At 61.5% G+C, this 19,342-nt stretch carries 18 protein-coding genes; 3 read left to right on the top strand and 15 right to left on the bottom strand.

What is annotated here, in order from left to right; translation table 11 throughout:
- Positions 1–79: 79 nt before the first annotated feature.
- The 15 genes from FJV83_RS18735 to FJV83_RS18805 form a co-directional block, all read right to left on the bottom strand.
- Complete coding sequence (locus FJV83_RS18735; RefSeq protein ID WP_095774143.1) at positions 80–895, bottom strand: ATP-binding cassette domain-containing protein; 816 nt, start codon at positions 893–895, stop codon at positions 80–82.
- Positions 892–2,007, bottom strand: coding sequence for an ABC transporter permease (locus FJV83_RS18740; protein ID WP_095774267.1), 1,116 nt, complete (start codon positions 2,005–2,007; stop codon positions 892–894). Before FJV83_RS18740 ends, FJV83_RS18735 begins: the two co-directional genes overlap by 4 nt.
- A gap of 143 nt (positions 2,008–2,150) precedes the next feature.
- Complete coding sequence (locus tag FJV83_RS18745; RefSeq protein ID WP_095774144.1) at positions 2,151–3,119, bottom strand: sugar ABC transporter substrate-binding protein; 969 nt, start codon at positions 3,117–3,119, stop codon at positions 2,151–2,153.
- Between the two features lie 852 nt (positions 3,120–3,971).
- Positions 3,972–4,730, bottom strand: coding sequence for an HAD-IA family hydrolase (locus FJV83_RS18750; RefSeq protein WP_095774145.1), 759 nt, complete (start codon positions 4,728–4,730; stop codon positions 3,972–3,974).
- 14 nt (positions 4,731–4,744) lie between these two features.
- Positions 4,745–5,431 (bottom strand): phosphoglycolate phosphatase, encoded by a 687-nt coding sequence (gph, locus tag FJV83_RS18755; RefSeq protein ID WP_095774268.1) that lies wholly within the window; start codon positions 5,429–5,431, stop codon positions 4,745–4,747.
- A 10-nt stretch (positions 5,432–5,441) separates the two neighbouring features.
- The gene (gene rpe, locus FJV83_RS18760; RefSeq protein ID WP_095774146.1) at positions 5,442–6,113 is read right to left on the bottom strand and encodes a ribulose-phosphate 3-epimerase; all 672 of its coding nucleotides are present in this window, start codon (positions 6,111–6,113) and stop codon (positions 5,442–5,444) included.
- A complete protein-coding gene (gene cbbX / locus FJV83_RS18765) occupies positions 6,110–7,033 on the bottom strand; it encodes a CbbX protein (RefSeq protein WP_095774147.1) in 924 nt (307 codons plus the stop codon). Before cbbX ends, rpe begins: the two co-directional genes overlap by 4 nt.
- 21 nt (positions 7,034–7,054) lie before the next feature.
- Positions 7,055–7,444, bottom strand: a complete 390-nt coding sequence (locus tag FJV83_RS18770) for a ribulose bisphosphate carboxylase small subunit (protein ID WP_095774148.1) — start codon at positions 7,442–7,444, stop codon at positions 7,055–7,057.
- 11 nt (positions 7,445–7,455) lie between these two features.
- Complete coding sequence (locus FJV83_RS18775) at positions 7,456–8,919, bottom strand: form I ribulose bisphosphate carboxylase large subunit (RefSeq protein WP_210248231.1); 1,464 nt, start codon at positions 8,917–8,919, stop codon at positions 7,456–7,458.
- A 28-nt stretch (positions 8,920–8,947) separates the two neighbouring features.
- On the bottom strand, positions 8,948–10,027 hold the full coding sequence (fba, locus tag FJV83_RS18780; protein WP_095774149.1) for a class II fructose-bisphosphate aldolase: 1,080 nt from the start codon (positions 10,025–10,027) through the stop codon (positions 8,948–8,950).
- A 1-nt stretch (position 10,028) separates the two neighbouring features.
- On the bottom strand, positions 10,029–11,246 hold the full coding sequence (locus tag FJV83_RS18785; protein ID WP_095774150.1) for a phosphoglycerate kinase: 1,218 nt from the start codon (positions 11,244–11,246) through the stop codon (positions 10,029–10,031).
- The gene (gene gap / locus FJV83_RS18790; RefSeq protein ID WP_095774270.1) at positions 11,243–12,250 is read right to left on the bottom strand and encodes a type I glyceraldehyde-3-phosphate dehydrogenase; all 1,008 of its coding nucleotides are present in this window, start codon (positions 12,248–12,250) and stop codon (positions 11,243–11,245) included. The genes FJV83_RS18785 and gap overlap by 4 nt, the downstream gene beginning before the upstream one ends.
- A 4-nt stretch (positions 12,251–12,254) precedes the next feature.
- Complete coding sequence (gene tkt, locus FJV83_RS18795) at positions 12,255–14,267, bottom strand: transketolase (protein ID WP_095774151.1); 2,013 nt, start codon at positions 14,265–14,267, stop codon at positions 12,255–12,257.
- Between the two features lie 10 nt (positions 14,268–14,277).
- Positions 14,278–15,150 carry a phosphoribulokinase gene (locus tag FJV83_RS18800; protein ID WP_095774152.1) on the bottom strand — a complete coding sequence of 291 codons (873 nt, stop codon included), beginning with the start codon at positions 15,148–15,150 and terminating at the stop codon, positions 14,278–14,280.
- 15 nt (positions 15,151–15,165) lie between these two features.
- Positions 15,166–16,209 carry a class 1 fructose-bisphosphatase gene (locus FJV83_RS18805; protein WP_095774153.1) on the bottom strand — a complete coding sequence of 348 codons (1,044 nt, stop codon included), beginning with the start codon at positions 16,207–16,209 and terminating at the stop codon, positions 15,166–15,168.
- A 116-nt stretch (positions 16,210–16,325) separates the two neighbouring features.
- Between FJV83_RS18805 and FJV83_RS18810 the strand changes: the two genes are divergently transcribed.
- From FJV83_RS18810 to FJV83_RS18820, 3 genes are all read left to right on the top strand, one after another.
- Positions 16,326–17,261, top strand: a complete 936-nt coding sequence (locus tag FJV83_RS18810; protein WP_095774154.1) for a LysR family transcriptional regulator — start codon at positions 16,326–16,328, stop codon at positions 17,259–17,261.
- Positions 17,262–17,367: 106 nt separating this feature from the next.
- A complete protein-coding gene (locus tag FJV83_RS18815) occupies positions 17,368–18,825 on the top strand; it encodes a sigma-54 dependent transcriptional regulator (RefSeq protein WP_095774155.1) in 1,458 nt (485 codons plus the stop codon).
- Positions 18,826–18,965: 140 nt separating this feature from the next.
- Complete coding sequence (locus tag FJV83_RS18820; RefSeq protein ID WP_095774156.1) at positions 18,966–19,208, top strand: hypothetical protein; 243 nt, start codon at positions 18,966–18,968, stop codon at positions 19,206–19,208.
- Positions 19,209–19,342: the final 134 nt, after the last annotated feature.

Below are 19,342 nucleotides of genomic sequence, written 5' to 3' on the forward strand. Positions count from 1 at the left end.
CCGCCGCGGCCGATCCGCTCAGCCGAGATCTCTTTGTTGTTGGAGACCATCATGTTGCGGCTCTTGCTTCGGCGCGGGATCATTGTGCTGCCCTGGGCGGCCGGTTGCCGATCTGCGCGAGCAAGCCCGCAATTTCCGCCTCGACCGCCTTCAGATCCTCGCCGCCCGACATGATCGAGATGACTTCGTCGCGCGAAATCTCCGACTTGGCATAGGTGCCGCGATTGCGGCCACGGTTGAGCAGCGTGAAGGTGTCACCGACCGGATAGGCATGGTGGATGTTGTGGCTGATGAAGATGACGGCTAGGCCCCGCATGCGCGCCTCGATGATGAATTTCAGCACCATTGCCGCCTGATGCACGCCGAGTGCCGAGGTCGGCTCGTCGAGGATCAGCACTTTGGCGCCGAAATGCACGGCGCGGGCGATGGCGACGGACTGGCGCTCGCCGCCCGACAGCGTGCCGACGGCTTGGGTGGGGTCGCGCACGTCGATCCCGATATCGGCCATCGCTTGCCTGGCGATGGTGTTGGCGCGCTCCTTGTCGATGCGTGACAAGGGCAGGCTGCTCTTGGTCGGCTCGCGGCCGAGGAAGAAGTTGCGGGTGATCGACATCAGCGAGATCATGCCGAGGTCCTGGAAGACGGTGGCGACGCCGAGATCCTGCGCGTCGCGCGGGCTACGGAAGGCGACCGGCTTGCCATCGACGAATATCTCGCCCTTGGTCGGCCGGTGCACGCCCGACAGCACCTTGATCAGCGTCGACTTGCCGGCGCCGTTGTCGCCGAGCAGGCAGTGCACCTCGCCCGGATAGACCTTGATATCGATATCCTGCAGCGCGCGCACGGAACCGAAATTGACCGAGACACCGCGCAGTTCCATGGCTGGGTTCGTCATTTGCTGCCTCCACGTCCCAACGCCTTGAGGCGGATGTAGTTGTTGACCAGCACCGCCACGAGGATGACGATGCCGAGGAACACCTTGAACCAGTCGGTGTCGATGCCGGTGTAGAAGATGCCCATCTGCACCAGGCCGAAGATCAACGCGCCGAACAGCACGCCATAGACGGTGCCGTAGCCGCCGGTGAGCAGCACGCCGCCGATGACCGCGGCGATGATCGCCTCGAATTCCTTGAGCAGACCGCGCGTGGTGTCGGCGGAGCCGGCCTCCATCACCTGAATGGTGGCCAGCAAGGTTGCCGCGCAGGCGGTGTAGATGAAGAGGCTGATCTTAACCTTGTCGACCGGCACGCCGACATTGCGGGCGGCGATCAGGTCGCCACCGGTGGCGGAGATCCAGCTGCCATATTTGGTCTGCGTCAGTATATAGCCGGCGATCGCTGTGAGACCGAGCCACCAAACGATCGACATTGGAATGCCGACGACGAAAGGAATGCCGTCGTTGCGCGTAGCTATCCAGCCTTGCGTGCCCATCCAATGGAAAAGGCTGGTGAGCAGATGACCATTGAACAGGCCTGCGGTGCCAGGGTCCGGCGCACCGTCGACGATGTAGGGGATTTGCGTGCGGCCGGTGACGGCGCGGGTGATGCCGATCGACAGGCCGCGCAGGATGTAGAGCGAGGCCAGCGTGACGATGAAGGAGGGCAGGCGGGTCTTCACCACGATCAGGCCGTTGACGTAGCCGGTGAGGATGGCGACCGCGAAGGCGCAGGCGATGCCGCCCCACAGCGGCAGGCCCCAATATTTCACCGTCAGGCCGATGACGACGCCGGCGAAGCCGACCATCGAGCCGACCGAAAGATCGAATTCGCCGGCGATGATGAGGAGTGCTGCCGCGGTGGCGATGATGCCAAGCTCGGCCGACAGCGTCAGGAAGGTCATCGACCCCTGCAGCGAATAAAGGTTCGACGCACCCGGCAGCAGGGCGAAGATGATGATGGTGGCGATCAGCCCGCCGGCGGCGCCCGCTTCTGGCCGGCGCAGCCATTGAGTGAGCCAGCCAGTGCTGGCCAGCCGCTCGTCGGCGCCGGCCGCCCGCTTCGACGTCATGCCGAAACGGTCCTTGACTGAAGCTTCCGAAGGTATCGCTTTGTCTTCAACGACAGCCATTAGATTCTCCCTTTGTTGGGTCGCAAAATCGACGGGACCCGGAGAGCGCTTGCGCATTTCCCCGGGTGTTCTGGCTCGTCGATCTAGCGGATGCCTTCCTTGGCGAGCGCCAGGATGGCCTTCGCCTTTTCGGGCGTGTCGATGAACACCGGGCCGGTGTAGAAAGAGTTCTGTGGCCAAAAGCCGTGCGTCGCCTGTTCGACCAGGTAGATCACCGGCAGATAGCCCATCAGATATTCCTGGGCGTCCATGCCGAAGCCCATCTCGCCGGCGGCAACGGAATCCAGGACCTCCGGGCTGACATCGAAGGTGTACAGCTTGATCTTGCCGAACAGTTCATGGTCGCGGAAGAACGGGATCAGGGGAGTGGCGCTAGTGGCGCCAAGCGCAAACACGGCCTGGGTGTCGGGATGCGCCGATAGGTAGGCCTCCGTGCGGCGCTGGACATCTGCGGGATCGGGCGAAGCGGCCAGAACTTCGGTGCCGCCGCCCGACGGCTTGAGACCGTCATTGAGGCCCTGGCAACGCTGGTCGAGGCTGACATTGCCGACTTCATGATTGATGCAGACGACCTTGAGCATGCCTTCCTTGGCCAGCCGCTCACCGGCCTTCTTGCCAGAAGCATATTCGGAAGCCGTGCCGACATACATCGTCGTGCCGAGCTCGGCGCCTTCCTTCTCGCCGGAATCAAGCACCACCATTGGAATGTTGGCGGCCAATGCTGCCTTGACCGATTTGCCAAGCGCGTTGGTGTCGGCGATCGAGACTGCAATTCCATCGGGCTTAGTAGCAACCGCCGCGTCAAGGAGCCGGGCCTGTTCGACCACGTCGAAAATCTGCGGCGCGTAATACTCAACTTTGGCGCCAGTCAGCTTGGCCGCATCGTCGACGCCGCGCTTGACAACCGACCAATAGGGGTCGGAAGCCGAGCCATGGACCACGAAGGTAATACGAACGTCCTTTGGATCCTTCAGCCCGGCAGCGTGCGCGATGCCGGCAAACATGCCGATCGAGACAACCGTGCCCATCGCCATCTTCAGAATTGTGTGCATTTCATTCTCCCATTGTTGTTGCAGTCCACGAGCCTGTCACCGACAGGCAAAGTTCTCCTCATCCGTGCGCCGCTTGGCAGCCCACGTCGCGGATCGGGTGGGCTCTTTGCAGCCCCTTGCCGATGCCGATCAATGTCAGCCGACGGCGATGCCGCGGCCCGGTTATATGTCGAAACGTAGCGGGGTAGATCCTCTGGCAATGGCCTCATGAATATGAGGCCATTGCCCTGCGCGCCTGCTCGTGAAGCACAGTCGGCTGCGTCAAAGCCGAAGCCATTCAAAGGCGGCGCCTTGTCACCAGCGTCTTTGGTTTTGCAGGGCCTTTCAAAGCGTGCTGCGTGCTGCATGGAACCCGACTGCGCCTAAACTGGATGCCATAGAACGCTAAATGCCGGCGGTCTAACAGAGCCACTTTTGTGAAATCGAATAGGTACGATTTCGACGCCGTGGCTACGCCTGGGATGCGACCTTGTTTACTAGATTAAGGGACCACGCCGGGACTTGGGGTCGCGCGTGTGAGCTGGTCCGAGCTCACAGCTGTTTGGGCGAGCGCCCCAACTGCAATGACGCTGAAAGCTCCTGGTCGTCCTCAATGCCGTCATTCGAGACAAAACCGCATTCGCGTGAACACAGTTGCCATTGCGAAAGCTGGCGAGGACAAGCTTCCTTCGGATATGCGTGCCCACGCAGCGCTGACGCGCGATCCAAGAGGACGACCGGACCGGTGGTCGGTCTGGCACCGGCCGCACTCGCCCGAAGGCATGAAAAACCCGCAACAAGGGTGTGGCTCTGCTCGATCGCCAACATCACTTGGGTTGCCGGGCGGCGGCCAGCTTGACAAGTTGGCGATGTTCAAGCGTCCGTTCGCCGACCGCCGGACCTCCCTCCGGCACGCCGCAGTAAGCGGCTCACCTCGAGCGGCTGGTTCATCATCGACGTATAAGGGTTGAACTCAGCCGATGACCATGGCGTCGCCAGATTGCGTAGGATGAGATCGGCGCCGCTGAAGTCCTCGTGAGACGTAAACAGGCTGGCTGTGATGACCGTGCGCATGCCGACCGCACGAGCAGCCATAAGTCCGTTCCTGGAATCCTCGATGCAAAGACACTCGCAACCCTCTACACCAAGGTCCGATAGCACCAGCCGATAGACTTCAGGATCGGGTTTTTTGGCGCGCACATCCTCGCCCGTACGGATGCTGGAAAACAGGTCCAAGGACCTTGGGCCGAGTGTCTTATGAAGGAGCGACACCACATTCGCCCTACTGGTGGTCGTTCCGATCGCGAGCATCAGCCCCTCCTGCGTGGCATGCTCAATCAGCTCCACCACCCCAGGCCTCAGGCTGATCAGACCCTCCTTGATCTTGAGGTTATAGATTTCTGTCTTTCGTGCGTGCAGAAGATCTGGGTCGACATTTTGCCCCGCCATCTGCGCATACGAAACAATGCGCTCTCGCCCCCCCGTGGTGCCGAGCAACTCGGTGTACAGACTATGGTCCCAGACCCAATTAAGCCCGTGCTCGGCAAAAGTCTGGTTGAAAGACTGACGGTGCAACTCCTCTGTCTCCGCGAGCGTGCCGTCAACGTCGAAGACAAGCGCTCGAATAGCCATTGCACAGCCTTTTCTTACCTCCGGAAAACCGATTCCAGCTGGTCGAGCACGTCGATAACGCGGTCCGCGCCGAGAGCTTCGGCCGCCAGTTCGGTATACCCGCCGCGCACTATGATGCAGCGCATGCCCGCGGCCCTGGCGGCTCCGACGTCGGCCATACTATCTCCCACCATAACTGCCTGAGCGCTGCTGCAACCGCATGCGTGACAGGCAGCCAGAAGCATATCGGGAGCGGGCTTTTTCGGATGGCCGGCATCGCCGCCGATGACGACATCGAGCTCATTCGACAGGCCGAAGTGCGCCAGGACAATGCGTGAGAAGCCTTCCGGCTTGTTGGTGACGACGCCGGTCCGCATCCCGGCCTTGCGAGCCGCGGTCAGCGCGCTGTCTGCTCCGGGGCGCAGGGAGGTCAGCCGGGTGAGGTGGCGGCCATAGATTTCATTCATCCTCTCGCGGCTTGCGCTCTGATCTCCCAAGCCAAGCGCGACCGAATGCGCCGCGAAGGCTCGTTCGATGAGTTTCTCGACCCCATGGCCGATCATGCCACGCACTGCCTCGAGTGAGTGCCGCCCCAGGCCGTATTCCGCCATCAGTTCATTGACGGCTGCGGCCATATCAGGGGCCGAATCGACAAGCGTTCCATCAAGGTCGAAGAAGACCGCCCGCAGGGGCAGGTCCGCGAATGCCGGGCTCGCCTTCATGGCGCCCGTCTCACGAAGCCGCATCGGCGGCTTGGCGAATAGCCGCGATGTTGGCGCTGTATGCCGCGGCCGTCCCGCCTTTGAAGATGGCCGAGCCCGCAACCAGCACATTGGCGCCGGCCGCCGCGACGAGGGGTGCGGTCTGCGACGTCACCCCGCCGTCGATTTCGATGTCGATCGGTCGATCACCGATCATCGCCTTCACCCGCTTCACCTTCTCGACCACCGACGCAATGAAGGCCTGGCCGCCGAACCCTGGATTGACCGTCATCAGGAGTATGAGATCGAGACGATCCAGCACATACTCGATAACGTTCTCCGGCGTCGACGGATTGAGTGAAACGCCCGCCTTCTTGCCGAGATCGCGGATGGCCTGGAGCGAGCGGTCGAGATGCGCTCCAGCTTCTGCGTGAACCGTTATGATGTCGCAGCCTGCCTCGGCGAAGGCGGCAAGATAGGGATCAGCTGGCGTGATCATGAGGTGACAGTCGAACACCTTGTTCGTCCGGTTGCGGATCGCCTTGATCACGGGAGGACCGAAGGTAATGTTGGGCACGAAGTGCCCGTCCATGACGTCGAGATGGATCCAGTCGGCACCTGCTGCGGCGATGGTCTCGACTTCCTCGCCCAGACGCGAGAAGTCGGCCGAGAGGACCGATGGGGCAATGATCGTCTGTTTCATGGTGTCGGACCTTCCGCGGCTGTTTGGGTCGAGAACACGCGACTGGCTCTGATGTCATCGGCACGGATGGTCGACATGTCCTGCGCGGTCACCGGGCCAACCGATGTCTCGAAAAGACGATTGGCGTGACGCAGCCGGGCGCGGTCCAACGCATTGCGGATCGAGCGCGCATTGGCGAAATGCGGCTGCGTTCGCCTAGCGCGGATGTAGGCGGCCATGACCCCCGTCGCTTCGTCGTCGAGCACATAATTTTGCTTGGCCAGCATCGTCTCGGCAATGGAAAGCAACTCCGCGTCCTCGTAGTCGGGGAAGTCGATGTGGTGCGCGATGCGCGATCGAAATCCCGGGTTGGACTGATAGAAGCGCTCCATCCGGTCGGCGTAGCCGGCAAGGATGACGACAAGGTCGTCACGCTGGTTCTCCATCACCTGCAACAGGATTTCAATCGCCTCCTGGCCATAGTCGCGCTCGTTGTCTGGACGGTAGAGATAATAAGCTTCGTCGATGAACAACACGCCCCCCATCGCCTTCTTCAGCACCTCCTTCGTCTTCGGCGCGGTATGCCCGATATACTGGCCCACGAGATCGTCGCGCGTTACCGAGACGAGATGGCCCTTGCGCACGTACCCAAGCCGATGCAGCAGGTTTGCCATCCTGAGCGCCACCGTCGTCTTGCCGGTGCCTGGATTGCCCGTAAAGCTCATATGCAGCGTCGGTGTGTGCGTCGAAAGCCCCAGCCGGGTGCGGGCGCGATCGACGAGCAGCAGCGCTGCCGTCTCGCGGATACGCTGCTTGACCGGCTTGAGACCGGTCAGATCGCGATCGAGCTCCCCCAGAATCTCGGCCACCCCCGACTCGCGGAAGTCGGCGGCCAGGTCCACGGTCGGCTTAGCCGTTGCGAGGGTCTGCGCGGCAATCATGGATGCTCCTCTCCTCGGCTTTTAAAGTGCAGCCTTCATCGAATAGCGCTGCACGCGGCTGTTGGTCTCGGTGCGGGTGAGCACGAAGCTGGGCTCGACCTTTGGCCGATTGACGATGAAGGACAGCATCACGGTCTCGAAACCACGCGAGGAATCGAAGGCATTGACGCGGATGTAGCTGTCGGATTGGGCTTCGCGGCAGGCGCGAACCTCCATCATCACGCCGGCCGCATCCTTGAGGTCGAACATCGGGTTGCCCCACATCTCCCAAAATATGTTCCGTGGATGCGGGTCGCGCGTGTATTCGACGCCGACTGCCCAATCGTTGCGCAGGCAATATTCGATCTGCGCCCAGATCTGCTCGTCCGAGAGGTCGGGCAGAAAGGAAAACGTGCCCTGTGTGATGCGCATGATCGTGCTCCTTAGACGGCGGTGGCGGGGGTGGGGACAAAGTCCGACGTGTCGGTGGACTGATAGTTGAAACTGATGTTGCCCCACACATCGAGGGCGGCTTCCAGGGGTTTGCACCATCTGGCGGCCGCGCGCAGTATTTCGGGGCCTTCAGCGGCAATGTCGCGGCCCTCGTTGCGGGCAAGCACCATGGCTTCCAGCGCGACGCGGTTCGCGGTTGCACCCGCCTGGATTCCCATCGGATGGCCGATCGTGCCGCCGCCGAACTGCAGCACGACGTCGTTGCCGAACAATTCAAGCAGCTGATGCATCTGGCCGGCATGGATGCCGCCAGAGGCCACGGGCATGACTTTCAACGTGTCGGCCCAGTCCTGCTCGAAGAAGATGCCGCGCGGAAGGTCCACCTCGTTCTTGAGTTCGCGGCAAACATTGTAATAGCCCTGGACCGTCATGGGATCGCCTTCGAGCTTGCCGACGGCCGTACCGGCATGGATGTGGTCGACGCCGGCCAGCCGCATCCACTTGGCGATGACGCGAAACGAGATGCCGTGATTCTTCTGGCGGGTGTAGGTTCCGTGCCCGGCGCGATGCAGATGCAGGATCATGTCATTGCTGCGACACCATTCCGAAATCGACTGGATCGCGGTGTAGCCGATGATCAGGTCGATCATGACGATGCACGATCCCAGTTCCTTGGCGAACTCGGCACGCCGGTAGATCTCCTCCATCGTGCCGGCCGTGATGTTGAGGTAGTGGCCTTTGATCTCGCCGGTTTCGGCGGCTGCCCGATTGACGGCTTCCATGCAGTAGAGGAACCGGTCACGCCAATGCATGAAGGGTTGCGAGTTGATGTTCTCGTCGTCCTTCATGAAGTCGAGCCCACCTTTGAGGCCCTCATAGACCACGCGGCCGTAATTCTTGCCTGAAAGCCCGAGTTTCGGCTTGGTGGTGGCCCCCAGAAGCGGCCGGCCGAACTTGTCGAGCCGCTCGCGCTCGGCCACGATGCCGGTCGGCGGTCCCTTGAAGGTCTTCACATAGGCGACGGGCAGCCGCATGTCTTCCAGCCGCGCCGCCATGAGCGGCTTGAACGAAAACACGTTGCCGATGATGGAAGCCGTCAGGTTGGCGATCGATCCCGGCTCGAACAGGATCAGGTCGTAGGCGACGTAGCAGAAATATTCGCCCGGCCGCCCCGGCACCGGATCGACCCGATAGGCCTTTGCCCGGTACTGGTCGGCCGCCGTCAGCCTGTCGGTCCAGACCACCGTCCAGGTCGCCGTCGACGATTCGCCGGCAACGGCGGCCGCGGCCTCGATCGGATCGACGCCGTCCTGGGGCGTGATGCGGAAAAGCGCGATCAGATCGGTATCCTTGGGCACGTAGTCGCCGTTCCAGTACCCCATCTGTGCGTATTTGAGGACGCCGGCGCGATAGCGTTCCTTGCCCCTGAGCTCTGTCGGTTGTGCGGTCATCATTCAAATCCTTCCATCAATAATTGGTGCTTCAGGCAGCCCTGCTGGCCGCCACTTGCGTGTCGAGCAGGCCCGTTGCGTAGCGCCTGGCCATCTCGTCCAGGGGCATCACCTTGATCCGGCTGGCATTGCCGGCGCAGCCAAAGGCCTCGAAGCGCTCGCGGCACAGATCGCGCATGGCATCCATGGCCGGCTTGAGGAATTTGCGAGGGTCGAACTCGGCACGATTGCTGACTGCGACCTTGCGGAATTGCGCGGCCATGGCCATGCGACAATCGGTGTCGATATTGATCTTGCGCACGCCGTGGCGGATGCCGCGCACGATCTCTTCCACCGGCACGCCGAAGGTCTGCGGCATCTCCCCGCCATAGCTGTTGATGATGTCCTGCAGTTCTTGCGGCACCGAAGAAGAGCCGTGCATCACCAGATGCGTGTTTGGCAGTTTCTGGTGGATGGCCTCGATGACATGCATGGCGAGGATGTCGCCGTCAGGCCGCCGCGAAAACTTGTAGGCGCCGTGGCTTGTGCCACAGGCGATCGCCAGCGCGTCGACCTTCGTCTGCATCACGAAATCGACCGCCTGGTCAGGGTCGGTCAAGAGTTGGTCGTGGGAAAGCGCGCCCTCAGCGCCGTGACCATCCTCGGCCTCGCCATGGCCACTTTCCAGCGACCCAAGCACGCCGAGCTCACCTTCCACCGAGGCGCCGACCGCATGCGCCATCTCGGCGACACTTGCCGTCATCTCCACGTTGTAGTCATAGCTGGCCGGCGTCTTGCCGTCGGCCAGGAGCGAGCCGTCCATCATGACCGAGGTGAAGCCGTGGCGGATCGCGGTCAGGCAGGTGGCCTCGTTGTTGCCGTGGTCCTGATGGACGCAAAGCGGAATGTCGGGATAGATTTCCGCCAAAGCATCCATCATCTTCGAGAGCATGATGTCATGGGCGTAAGCGCGGGCGCCGCGCGAGGCCTGGATGATGACCGGTGCGTCGCAGGCCTTTGCCGCCTGCATGATGGCCAGACCTTGCTCCATGTTGTTGATGTTGAAGGCTGGAACGCCATAGTCACGTTCAGCGGCATGGTCGAGCAGCTGTCGAAGTGTAATCTTGGCCATTTTAGACAGTCTCCGAATTTTCGACTCTTTTGCGCAGCACTTCGATGCCGGGTAAGTGGCAACCTTCCAGCCATTCCAGGAAGGCGCCGCCGGCGGTCGACAGGTAGGTGATCTGGTCGGCAACGCCGGCCAACGACAATGCGGCCGCCGTGTCGCCGCCGCCTGCGATGGTGGCGAGTTGTCCGGCCTTTGACAGCGCCGCCGCATGGCGCGCCACAGCGAACGTGGCGTCTCCAAATGGCCGCATCTCGAATGCGCCCAGCGGGCCATTCCACAACAGGGTGTGGCAGGAGTTCAGGACATCCTTGATCTCTGAGACTGTCCTGGGGCCAACGTCGAGCGCCATTGCCTCGTCAGGGACAGCTGCCACGGGGACGGTTGTGGCCAGAGCCTCTGCCTCGAACATCCTGGCAACGGTCACGTCGCTGGGCAGAAGGATACGGCAGCCGTTGGCGGCGGCAGCCTCCATGATATCGCGAGCGATCGAAACACACTCTGGTTCGTAGACTGATCGCCCCACGCGATATCCGCTTGCAGCCAGAAATGTGTTGCCCATGCCGCCACCGATGATCAGGTGATCCATCCTGCCGATCAGGTTCTTCAGCACCCGTATCTTGGACGAGACCTTGGCACCCCCTACCAGGGCGGCCACTGGCCTTTTCGGCGCGTCGAGTGCCGCGTTCAGGGCGGCGACTTCGGCGAGCAGGGACGGCCCGGCGTAGGCGGGCATGATTTGCGCGATAGCGTGGGTCGAAGCATGCGCGCGATGAGCGCAGGAAAAGGCGTCGTTGACAAAGAGATCGCCGTTGACCGAGAGCCGCAATGCAAAATTGCGGCTGTTGGCCTCCTCACCCTTATGAAAACGAAGGTTTTCGAGCAGGAGTACCTTGCCGTCCTGATGATGCTTGGCAGCCTTCTCCGCAGTGGCGCCGACACAATCTGGGACGAACACAACTTCGCGGCCGACTTCGCTGGACAGGATCGCCGTTACCGGGCTCACCGAATAGATGGGATTGGCATCACCGTCGGGTCTGCCAAGATGCGTCATGACGACAACCTTGGCACCTCGCGCCAGGAGATCCCTCACAGTCGGAGCAAAACGCACTATCCTGGTGGCATCGGCGACGATGCCATTCTTGAGGGGTACGTTGAGGTCGGCGCGAACGAGAACGGTCTTGCCGGCAACATCAGTGGTGCGGATGTCGGGGAGGGGTTTCAAAGCACGCCCCCAACAGCGACCGCGGTGTCGCCCATGCGGTTGGAGAAACCCCATTCATTGTCATACCAGGACAGCACCGAAACGAAGTTGCCGTCCATCACCTTGGTCTGGTCGAGCGCCATGATCGACGAACGCGGATCGTGGTTGAAGTCGATCGAGACGTTCGGGTGATGGGTGACGCCGAGAATGCCCTTGAGCTTGCCGTTGGAAGCGGCGATGACCGCGTCGTTGATCTCCTGGACGGTGGTCGACCGCTTGGCGATGAACTTGAAATCGACGACCGAGACATTCGGGGTCGGCACGCGGATCGAGATGCCGTCGAGCTTGCCCTTGAGGTCGGGCAACACCAGGCCGATCGCCTTGGCGGCACCGGTCGAGGTCGGGATCTGCGAAAGTGCCGCGGCGCGGGCGCGGTAGAGATCCTTGTGCATGGTATCCAGCGTCGGCTGGTCGCCGGTGTAGGAATGGATCGTCGTCATCATGCCCTTTTCGATGCCGACGGCCTCGTGCAGCACGGCGGCCAGCGGCGCCAGGCAGTTGGTGGTGCAGGACGCGTTCGAGATGACGATGTGGTCCTTGGTCAGCTTGTCGTGGTTGATGCCGTAGACGACGGTGAGGTCAGCGCCCTCGGCCGGCGCGGAGACGACGACGCGCTTGGCGCCGGCGGCCAGGTGGGAGGCTGCCTTGTCGCGAGCGGTGAAGATGCCGGTGCATTCGAGCGCGATATCGATGCCCAGTTCCTTCCACGGCAGCTGGCTCGGATCCTTGATCGCGGTGACCTTGAACTTTTCCTTGCCGACGGTGATCTGGTCGCCATCGACAGTCACTTCATGCGGGAAGCGGCCATGCACGCTGTCGTAGCGTAGCAGATGCGCATTGGTCTCGACCGGGCCGAGGTCGTTGACGGCGACGACGTCGATATCCTTGCGGCCGGATTCGTGGATGGCGCGCAGGATGTTGCGGCCGATGCGGCCAAATCCGTTGATGGCTACTCTGACGGGCAAGGCTTCAATCCTTCTGAACAACTGCACAAGCGGCATCGGCAATGGCCTCGGCGGTGATGCCGAAATGCCTGTAAAGCTCCGCGGCCGGTGCGCTGGCGCCAAAGCCGGTCATTCCGACGAAGGCTCCACCTTCTCCAATCCAGCGGTCCCAACCAAGGCGCGCGGCCGCCTCGACGGCTATGCGCGGAGCTGTTCCGAGAACCTCGGCGCGATAGGCTTCGTCTTGTTCTTCAAAGAGTTCCCAGCAGGGCATGGAGACCAGGGCAACCCGCATATGATGGCGCTCCAGGAGCAAGTCGGCGGCCGCGCGGGCGATCTCCACTTCCGAACCGGTGGCGATCAGCGTCAGATCACGCCGGCCGAGGGGCTTGCGCATAAGGTAAGCCCCTTTGGCAGAGCGGCTGGCTTCGGGAGCCTTCGTGCGGAGCATCGGAAGGTTCTGTCTCGACAAAACCAGCACGCTCGGCCGGTGCTTTGACCTCAGCGCCAGCTCCCAGCACTCAGCTGTCTCGATGATGTCGGCCGGACGGAAGACATTGAGATTTGGCGTTGCGCGCAGCATCGCCAGATGTTCGACAGGCTGGTGCGTCGGCCCATCTTCGCCAAGTCCGATGGAATCATGGGTCATCACATAGATGACGCGCTGGCCCATCAGTGCTGAGAGCCGCATTGCGCCGCGCGCATAGTCGGCGAAGCACAGGAACGTTCCGCCATAAGGGACGAGCCCGCCATGCAGCGCCATGCCGTTCATAGCCGCCGCCATGCCGTGCTCGCGGATGCCATAGTGAATGTATCGGCCCGAAAAGTCGCCCGGTGAGACGCGAGCCATGCCCTTGGTGATGGTCAGGTTGGAATGAGTGAGATCCGCCGATCCCCCGACAGTCTGTTGCGTCGCCTCGTTGATCACGGCGAGAGCCATTTCCGAGGCCTTGCGGGTTGCGACGTTGGTCGCATTCTCGAAGTGTTGCTGGCGGAATGTCGACAGCGCCTCGAAGACGCCTTCGGGGAGGTCGCCAGCAACAGCACTTTCGAATTCCTGGCGGCGCGGCGAAGCGGCAAGTCTCGCCTCCCACGCCGCGCGCGCGGTTCGGCCGCGTGCTGGCGCGGTGCGCCAGGCGCGCAAAACTTCGCCGGGGATCTCGAAGGGTGGATGATCCCAACCGAGGTTTGTTCGCGTCGCGGCGATTTCGGCCGCGCCGAGCGGCGCGCCATGGGTTTTTTCCGAGCCGCCCAGGTTCGGTGCCCCCTTTCCGATGGTGGTGCGGCATGCGATCAACGTCGGCCGGTCCGACGTCCGCGCCTGCTCCAGCGCCGCCGCGATCGCATCCAGGTCGTGGCCGTCGATCGAAAGAACGCTCCAGCCGGCGGCCTGGAACCGCATCGGTTGGTCCATCGAGGTCGCCAGCGAGGTCGGACCGTCGATCGAGATGCGATTGTCGTCCCACAGCACGATCAATTTCGACAGGCCAAGATGTCCGGCGAGGTCAATCGCCTCGTGGCTCATCCCCTCTTGCAGGCAGCCATCGCCGGCGATGGCATAGGTGAAGTGGTCGACAAGGTCGCCACCAAACCGGGCGGCGAGCATGCGCTCGGCCAATGCCATGCCGACCGCGGTCGCAATGCCCTGGCCGAGCGGACCTGTCGTGGTTTCAATGCCAAGGGCATGGCCGTATTCGGGATGCCCGGCGGTGCGACTGCCAAGTTGTCGGAAGCGCTGCAGCTGCTCGATCGGCATGTCCTCGTAGCCGAGCAGATAGTGCAGCGCGTATTGCAACATCGAGCCATGGCCCGCCGACAAAACGAAACGGTCGCGGTCGGGCCAGTCGGGACACGACGGGTCGATTTGCAGGAAGCGATTGAACAGGATCGTAGCAACATCGGCCATGCCCATCGGCATGCCGGGATGGCCCGAGTTTGCCTTTTGAACCGCATCCATGGCGAGCGCCCTGATGGCGTTCGCCATCAGCTGCTCATCGGTCCTGGCAGGGGCGGGGCTCTCGATCGCGATCTGGTTCATCTCGGCTTCCTCAGTTGGCGCGGCGCTTGCGCTCGATCAGTTGCAGGATCAGCGGTGTGAGGATCAGCTGCATGGCCAGGTCGAGCTTGTTGCCCGGCACGACGATCGAGTTGGCGCGCGACATGAACGAGTTGTGGATCATCGAAAGCAGGTAGGGGAAATCGATGCCGCGCGGGTTGGCGAAGCGGATGATCAGCATCGATTCGTCAGGCGTCGGGATCCAGCGAGCGACGAATGGATTGGATGTGTCGACGATCGGCACGCGCTGGAAATTGATGTCGGTTTTCGAGAACTGCGGCACGATGTGGCGCACATAATCGGGCATGCGCCGAAGGATCACGTCCACCACGGCTTCCGTCGAGTAGCCACGCGTGGAGCGGTCGCGGTGGATCTTCTGGATCCATTCAAGGTTGATGACCGGCACCACGCCAATCTTGAGGTCGGCGTGTTTGGCCAGATCGACCCTGTCGGTTACGGCACAACCATGCAGGCCCTCATAGAAGAGCAGGTCGCTCGGGGCGAACTCGCGCCACGGCGTGAAGGTGCCGAGATCGCAGCCATAGAGGTTAGCCTCCGCCTCATCGTGAACATAGGTTCGCGTGCGGCCGGCGCCCCTCAGCCCATATTCCTCGAAGACCTCCTGAAGCTTGTCGAGTTCGTTGGCCTCCGCGTTGAAATGGGTGAAGTAGGGGTTGCCACCCTTCTCGTCCTCGGCAACCTTCACCTTCATCGCCGCGCGATCGTAGCGGTGGAATGCATCGCCCTCGATGAACGCCGCATCGACGTTTTCGCGCCGGAAGATCTGCTCAAAGATGCGCTTGACCGAGGTGGTGCCAGCACCCGAGGAACCGGTGATCGAGATGATGGGGTGCTTGGCCGACATCTTGTGCCTCCCTGATCAGGCCCGAAACAGGCCGCGGTTGCCAAACAGCGGTGAACGCTCGGCTATCGCGCTTGGCTCGGTATGGTAGCGGGCGACGCGCTCGACCTCCCTGGCGGAGCCGAAGACAAACGGGACGCGTTGGTGCAGGCCGGTCGGAACGATGTCGAGGATGCTGCAAAGCGCATTCGTCGCGCGTCCGCCGGCCTGCTCCACCAGCATCGCGATGGGATTGGCCTCGTAGACGAGCCGCAGCCGTCCGCTTGCGTAGCCGGCACGGTTATCGCCGGGATAGAGAAAGACGCCACCGCGCATCAGGATGCGATAGACATCGGCAACAAGCGAGGCGATCCAGCGCATGTTGAAGTTCTTGCCGCGCGGACCGTCCTCGCCTTTCAGGCAATCATCCACATAGAGCCGCACGGCTTCTTCCCAATGGCGATAGTTGGACGCGTTGATGGCGAATTCCTGGGTGCGTTCGGCCACCGCCACGCTCTCATGGGTCTGCACGAAGGTGTTAAGTTCAGGCGAGAAGACGAACGCGTGCGTGCCGAGGCCAAGCGTCAAAACGAGAACCAGCTGCGGTCCGTAGACGAAAAAGCCTGCTGCGAGCTGGCTGCTGCCTGGCTGGAGAAAAAAGGCGGCCGGGTCGGTGCCGGGCGCGCCAGTCGCTGGGAGAAGCGAGAATATTGTGCCAATCGACACGTTGACGTCGATGTTGGACGAGCCGTCCAGGGGGTCGATGGCCAGCGCGATGCGGCTCTCGGGGTCGAGTGCGACCGGTGCGACGCGCTCTTCAGAGGCGACACACCGCACCGGAGCACGGCGCATGGCTCCCAGAAAGATGTCATCGGCATAAAGGTCCAGGTCCTTTTGGGTATCACCGTCCGCGTTGACCGTTCCGTTGGTCCCGCCAAAGGCGGACCCCAGCGTGCCAGAGCGGATGCCGTTGTTGATCGCCAGAGCCGCACCAGCCAGCGCCGCCACCGTTGCCAGGACGTCGCCATCATGCCCTTGCCGTTCGTGCGACGCCAAAAAGGCCTCAAGTGTCGGATTGCTCATTTTCCCCTCCCGATCTCGCGATAGGCCGCAGATCTGAAGACGGTTGGAACAGCCCGCCATGGATTAGTAAACTTTAATCTATTTACGCCAGCGATAAGTTCTGCTTACTTTAATAGATGCGCAACATAACGCTCCGGCATCTTCGAATCATCTCGGCCATTCACACCGAGGGCAAAATCATCAACGCTGCCAAGGCCTTGGGACTAACCGGGCCGGCGGTGACGTTACAGCTCCAACAGGTTGAAGCAGAAGCGGGAATTCAGCTTTTCGAACGTGCTCCGCATGGCATGCGTCCGACTGACGCAGGTTTTGCCTTCATCGAAGCAGCACACGCCATTGATGAGAGATTGAGGCTGCTCCAGGAGGAGATTGATGCCGTCAAGGGTCTCAGGAAGGGGCATTTGATCGTCGGCGCGGTCTCCACGGCAAAGTATTTCGCTCCGCAGATCATTGCTGGTTTCAAGAAGGAGTTTCCCGATATCGAACTGAAGCTGGTGATCGGCAACCGGGCCGAAACCATTGCAAAACTGAAGGGCCATGTCCTTGACATTGCGCTGATGGGGCGACCGCCCCCGGATCTGCCGGTTGAGGCCAGAGTGTTTGGGGACCACCCCTTGATCATCGCGGCCGCCCCCGATCATCCGTTGGCACATGCGCGCGACATAACCAAAGCCAGGATCGCCCAGGAGCATTTCATCGTGCGCGAACCGGGTTCAGGCACTCGCATGTCGTTCGAACGCTTTCTTGGCGACATCCCCGGGCGATTGGAGCAACCGGGAACGGAGATGGATTCCAACGAAACGATCAAGCAGGCCGTCATGGCTGGACTGGGCGTGGCCTTCATCTCCGCACACACCATCGCCTTCGAGGTTCAGGCCGGACGGCTGTCGGTGCTCGATGTCGTCGGTATGCCAATTCGCCGCCAATGGTTTTCGGTCGTGCGCAGCGACCGCGTCGTGACGCCAGCCATCGGTGCGTTCTGCGCCTTCCTGGCCCGCAAGGGAGCCGCTTTTCTGCCGATCTCGGGTAAGCTCTATCCCGAGGTCCGCTGAAACATGCGTCAGCGCCTTACCTGTCCGTGGCTCAGCAGCCGTTCAGGGCAATTGAAGCCGTCGCGCCGTTTTGCTAACAAGGTGCGCAAAATGGAAACCTACTTATATGGATGAACCGGGCACCGTCGTCATCGTATCGCGGCAGGGCAGTGATTGGACATGGCCGCTCAACGTCCTGGCCGAGCGCTACGCGTACCGGGTCATCCTGGCGCACTCCTTTTCTGAAGCGTTGACCACAATGGCCACCCTCCACGTTGATCTGGCCATTGCGGAGGATCATGAGGGTGAAGATGCCGGCCTCACCTTCCTCACCGGCCTGCGGGTGTCTCATCCCGACATCACCCGCATATACGTGACCTCGAAGTCGGACTGTATCTCGGAGCTGGCATTGTCCCAGGCGGCAATCTACCAGTTCTTGCTGAAGCCGGTTGATGCTTCGCAACTGGGCCTGGTTGTCGAAAGGGCGCTGGAAACCCGCGAACTTGCCCGTCGCCATCGCATCCTGTCTCGAGAGTTCAAAATCTCGGGCGATGGGCTGATCTTCGGTGAGCGGAAGAATGCCGTCTTCAGAACCGAAAGCCAGCGTTTCGAAAAGCTCGTCTATGTCAGCGAGAAAATGGCTGAATTATGCGAGCTGGCGAGGCAAGCGGCCAAGACCGAATTGCCTATTCTCATCGAAGGCGAGACGGGCACGGGCAAGGAACTGCTTGCCAGGGCCATCCACTACAACTCAACGCGCCGGGCAAGTCCTCTGCTCGTCCAGAACTGTGGAGGCGTGCCCAACGAATTGCTGCAATCGGAATTGTTTGGACACAAGCGTGGATCCTTTACCGGAGCTATTTCGGATCGGCTGGGTCTGTTTCGCGCGGCCGACGGCGGGACGGTTTTTCTGGATGAGATTTCCGAAGTATCGCCGTCCTTTCAGGTCAGCCTGTTGCGATTTCTCCAGGAGGGCGAGGTCAAGCCACTTGGCTCGGACAAGGTCACACACTGTGACGTCCGCATCATCGTGGCGTCCAACCGCCGCCTGAAAACTCTGGTCGGGCGTGGCGAGTTCCGGCAGGATCTCTATTTCCGGCTGAAAGGCTTCGAGTTCGAAGTCCCTGCGCTGAGAGAACGTCCCGAAGACATCGGACCCCTGGCGGAGTTTTTTGCGGCAAAACATGCCGATGCCATTGGCCGCAAGATCCTGGGAATCACGGCCAACACCATCGAAAAGCTTTCGGGCGGCGAATTTCCGGGCAATGTCCGGGAACTGGAAAATGAAATCCGCCGCATGGTGGCTCTCGCCAAGGATGGTGAGTATCTGACGACCCGCAACATGTCAGCGACGCTGTTGGCTGCGCCGCCGCGACGCAATTCGGAAGCGGTTGCCTTTCTCCCGGAGGGAGTGACGTTGAAGGATCAGGTGGAAAGCCTCGAAAAGCAGATCGTCAGCAGAGCGCTTGTTCGCAATCATTGGAACCAAAGCCGCACGGCAAATGAACTTGGGCTGTCGCGGGTTGGCCTGGCGAACAAGATCAAACGCTACAGCTTGAACGAACACGTCCAGCAACACCAATGACAGCAAAGCTGTAGCGACAGGCTCTTGGCTTGGGCATCGGTGATGCTGGATGGTGTGACGCAGGCTTGGCGAACCGGGGTGACAAATCGGTCATGTCCGCCATATGCTAAGCTTTGAGCGCGGACGTTTAGGAGAGCGCTATGAGCGAAGCCGATGAACCCTCATCACCACCGCAACCAGAGATAATTCCTTTTCCACAGTCCCGGGTTCTGCCCTCAAGCCGTCACAAGCCGATCAAATATCTTGGGCTGGGGGCAATGGCCAAGACGATCGGCGCGCCTGAACGGCAGGCGACGGGCCACTGGTGCAGTCGCTGCCAAGGGATCTGGTATGGCTATCTGCTCGAAGTCACGTGTCCCGCCTGCGGCAATCGTCACGGTTAGAAGAGGTCGTGACGGTGTTGGTTTCGTTCACAACCTAGTTTCCAACAGCAAAGTTAGTTTGCACACCTGGTACGCGGACCGATAGGCGCCCCGGTCAGCGTAGCGCAGGTCAACCTATTGGAAACAAACGATTT

The sequence above is a fragment of the Mesorhizobium sp. WSM4307 genome (assembly GCF_007003945.1).
Taxonomy (GTDB): domain Bacteria; phylum Pseudomonadota; class Alphaproteobacteria; order Rhizobiales; family Rhizobiaceae; genus Mesorhizobium.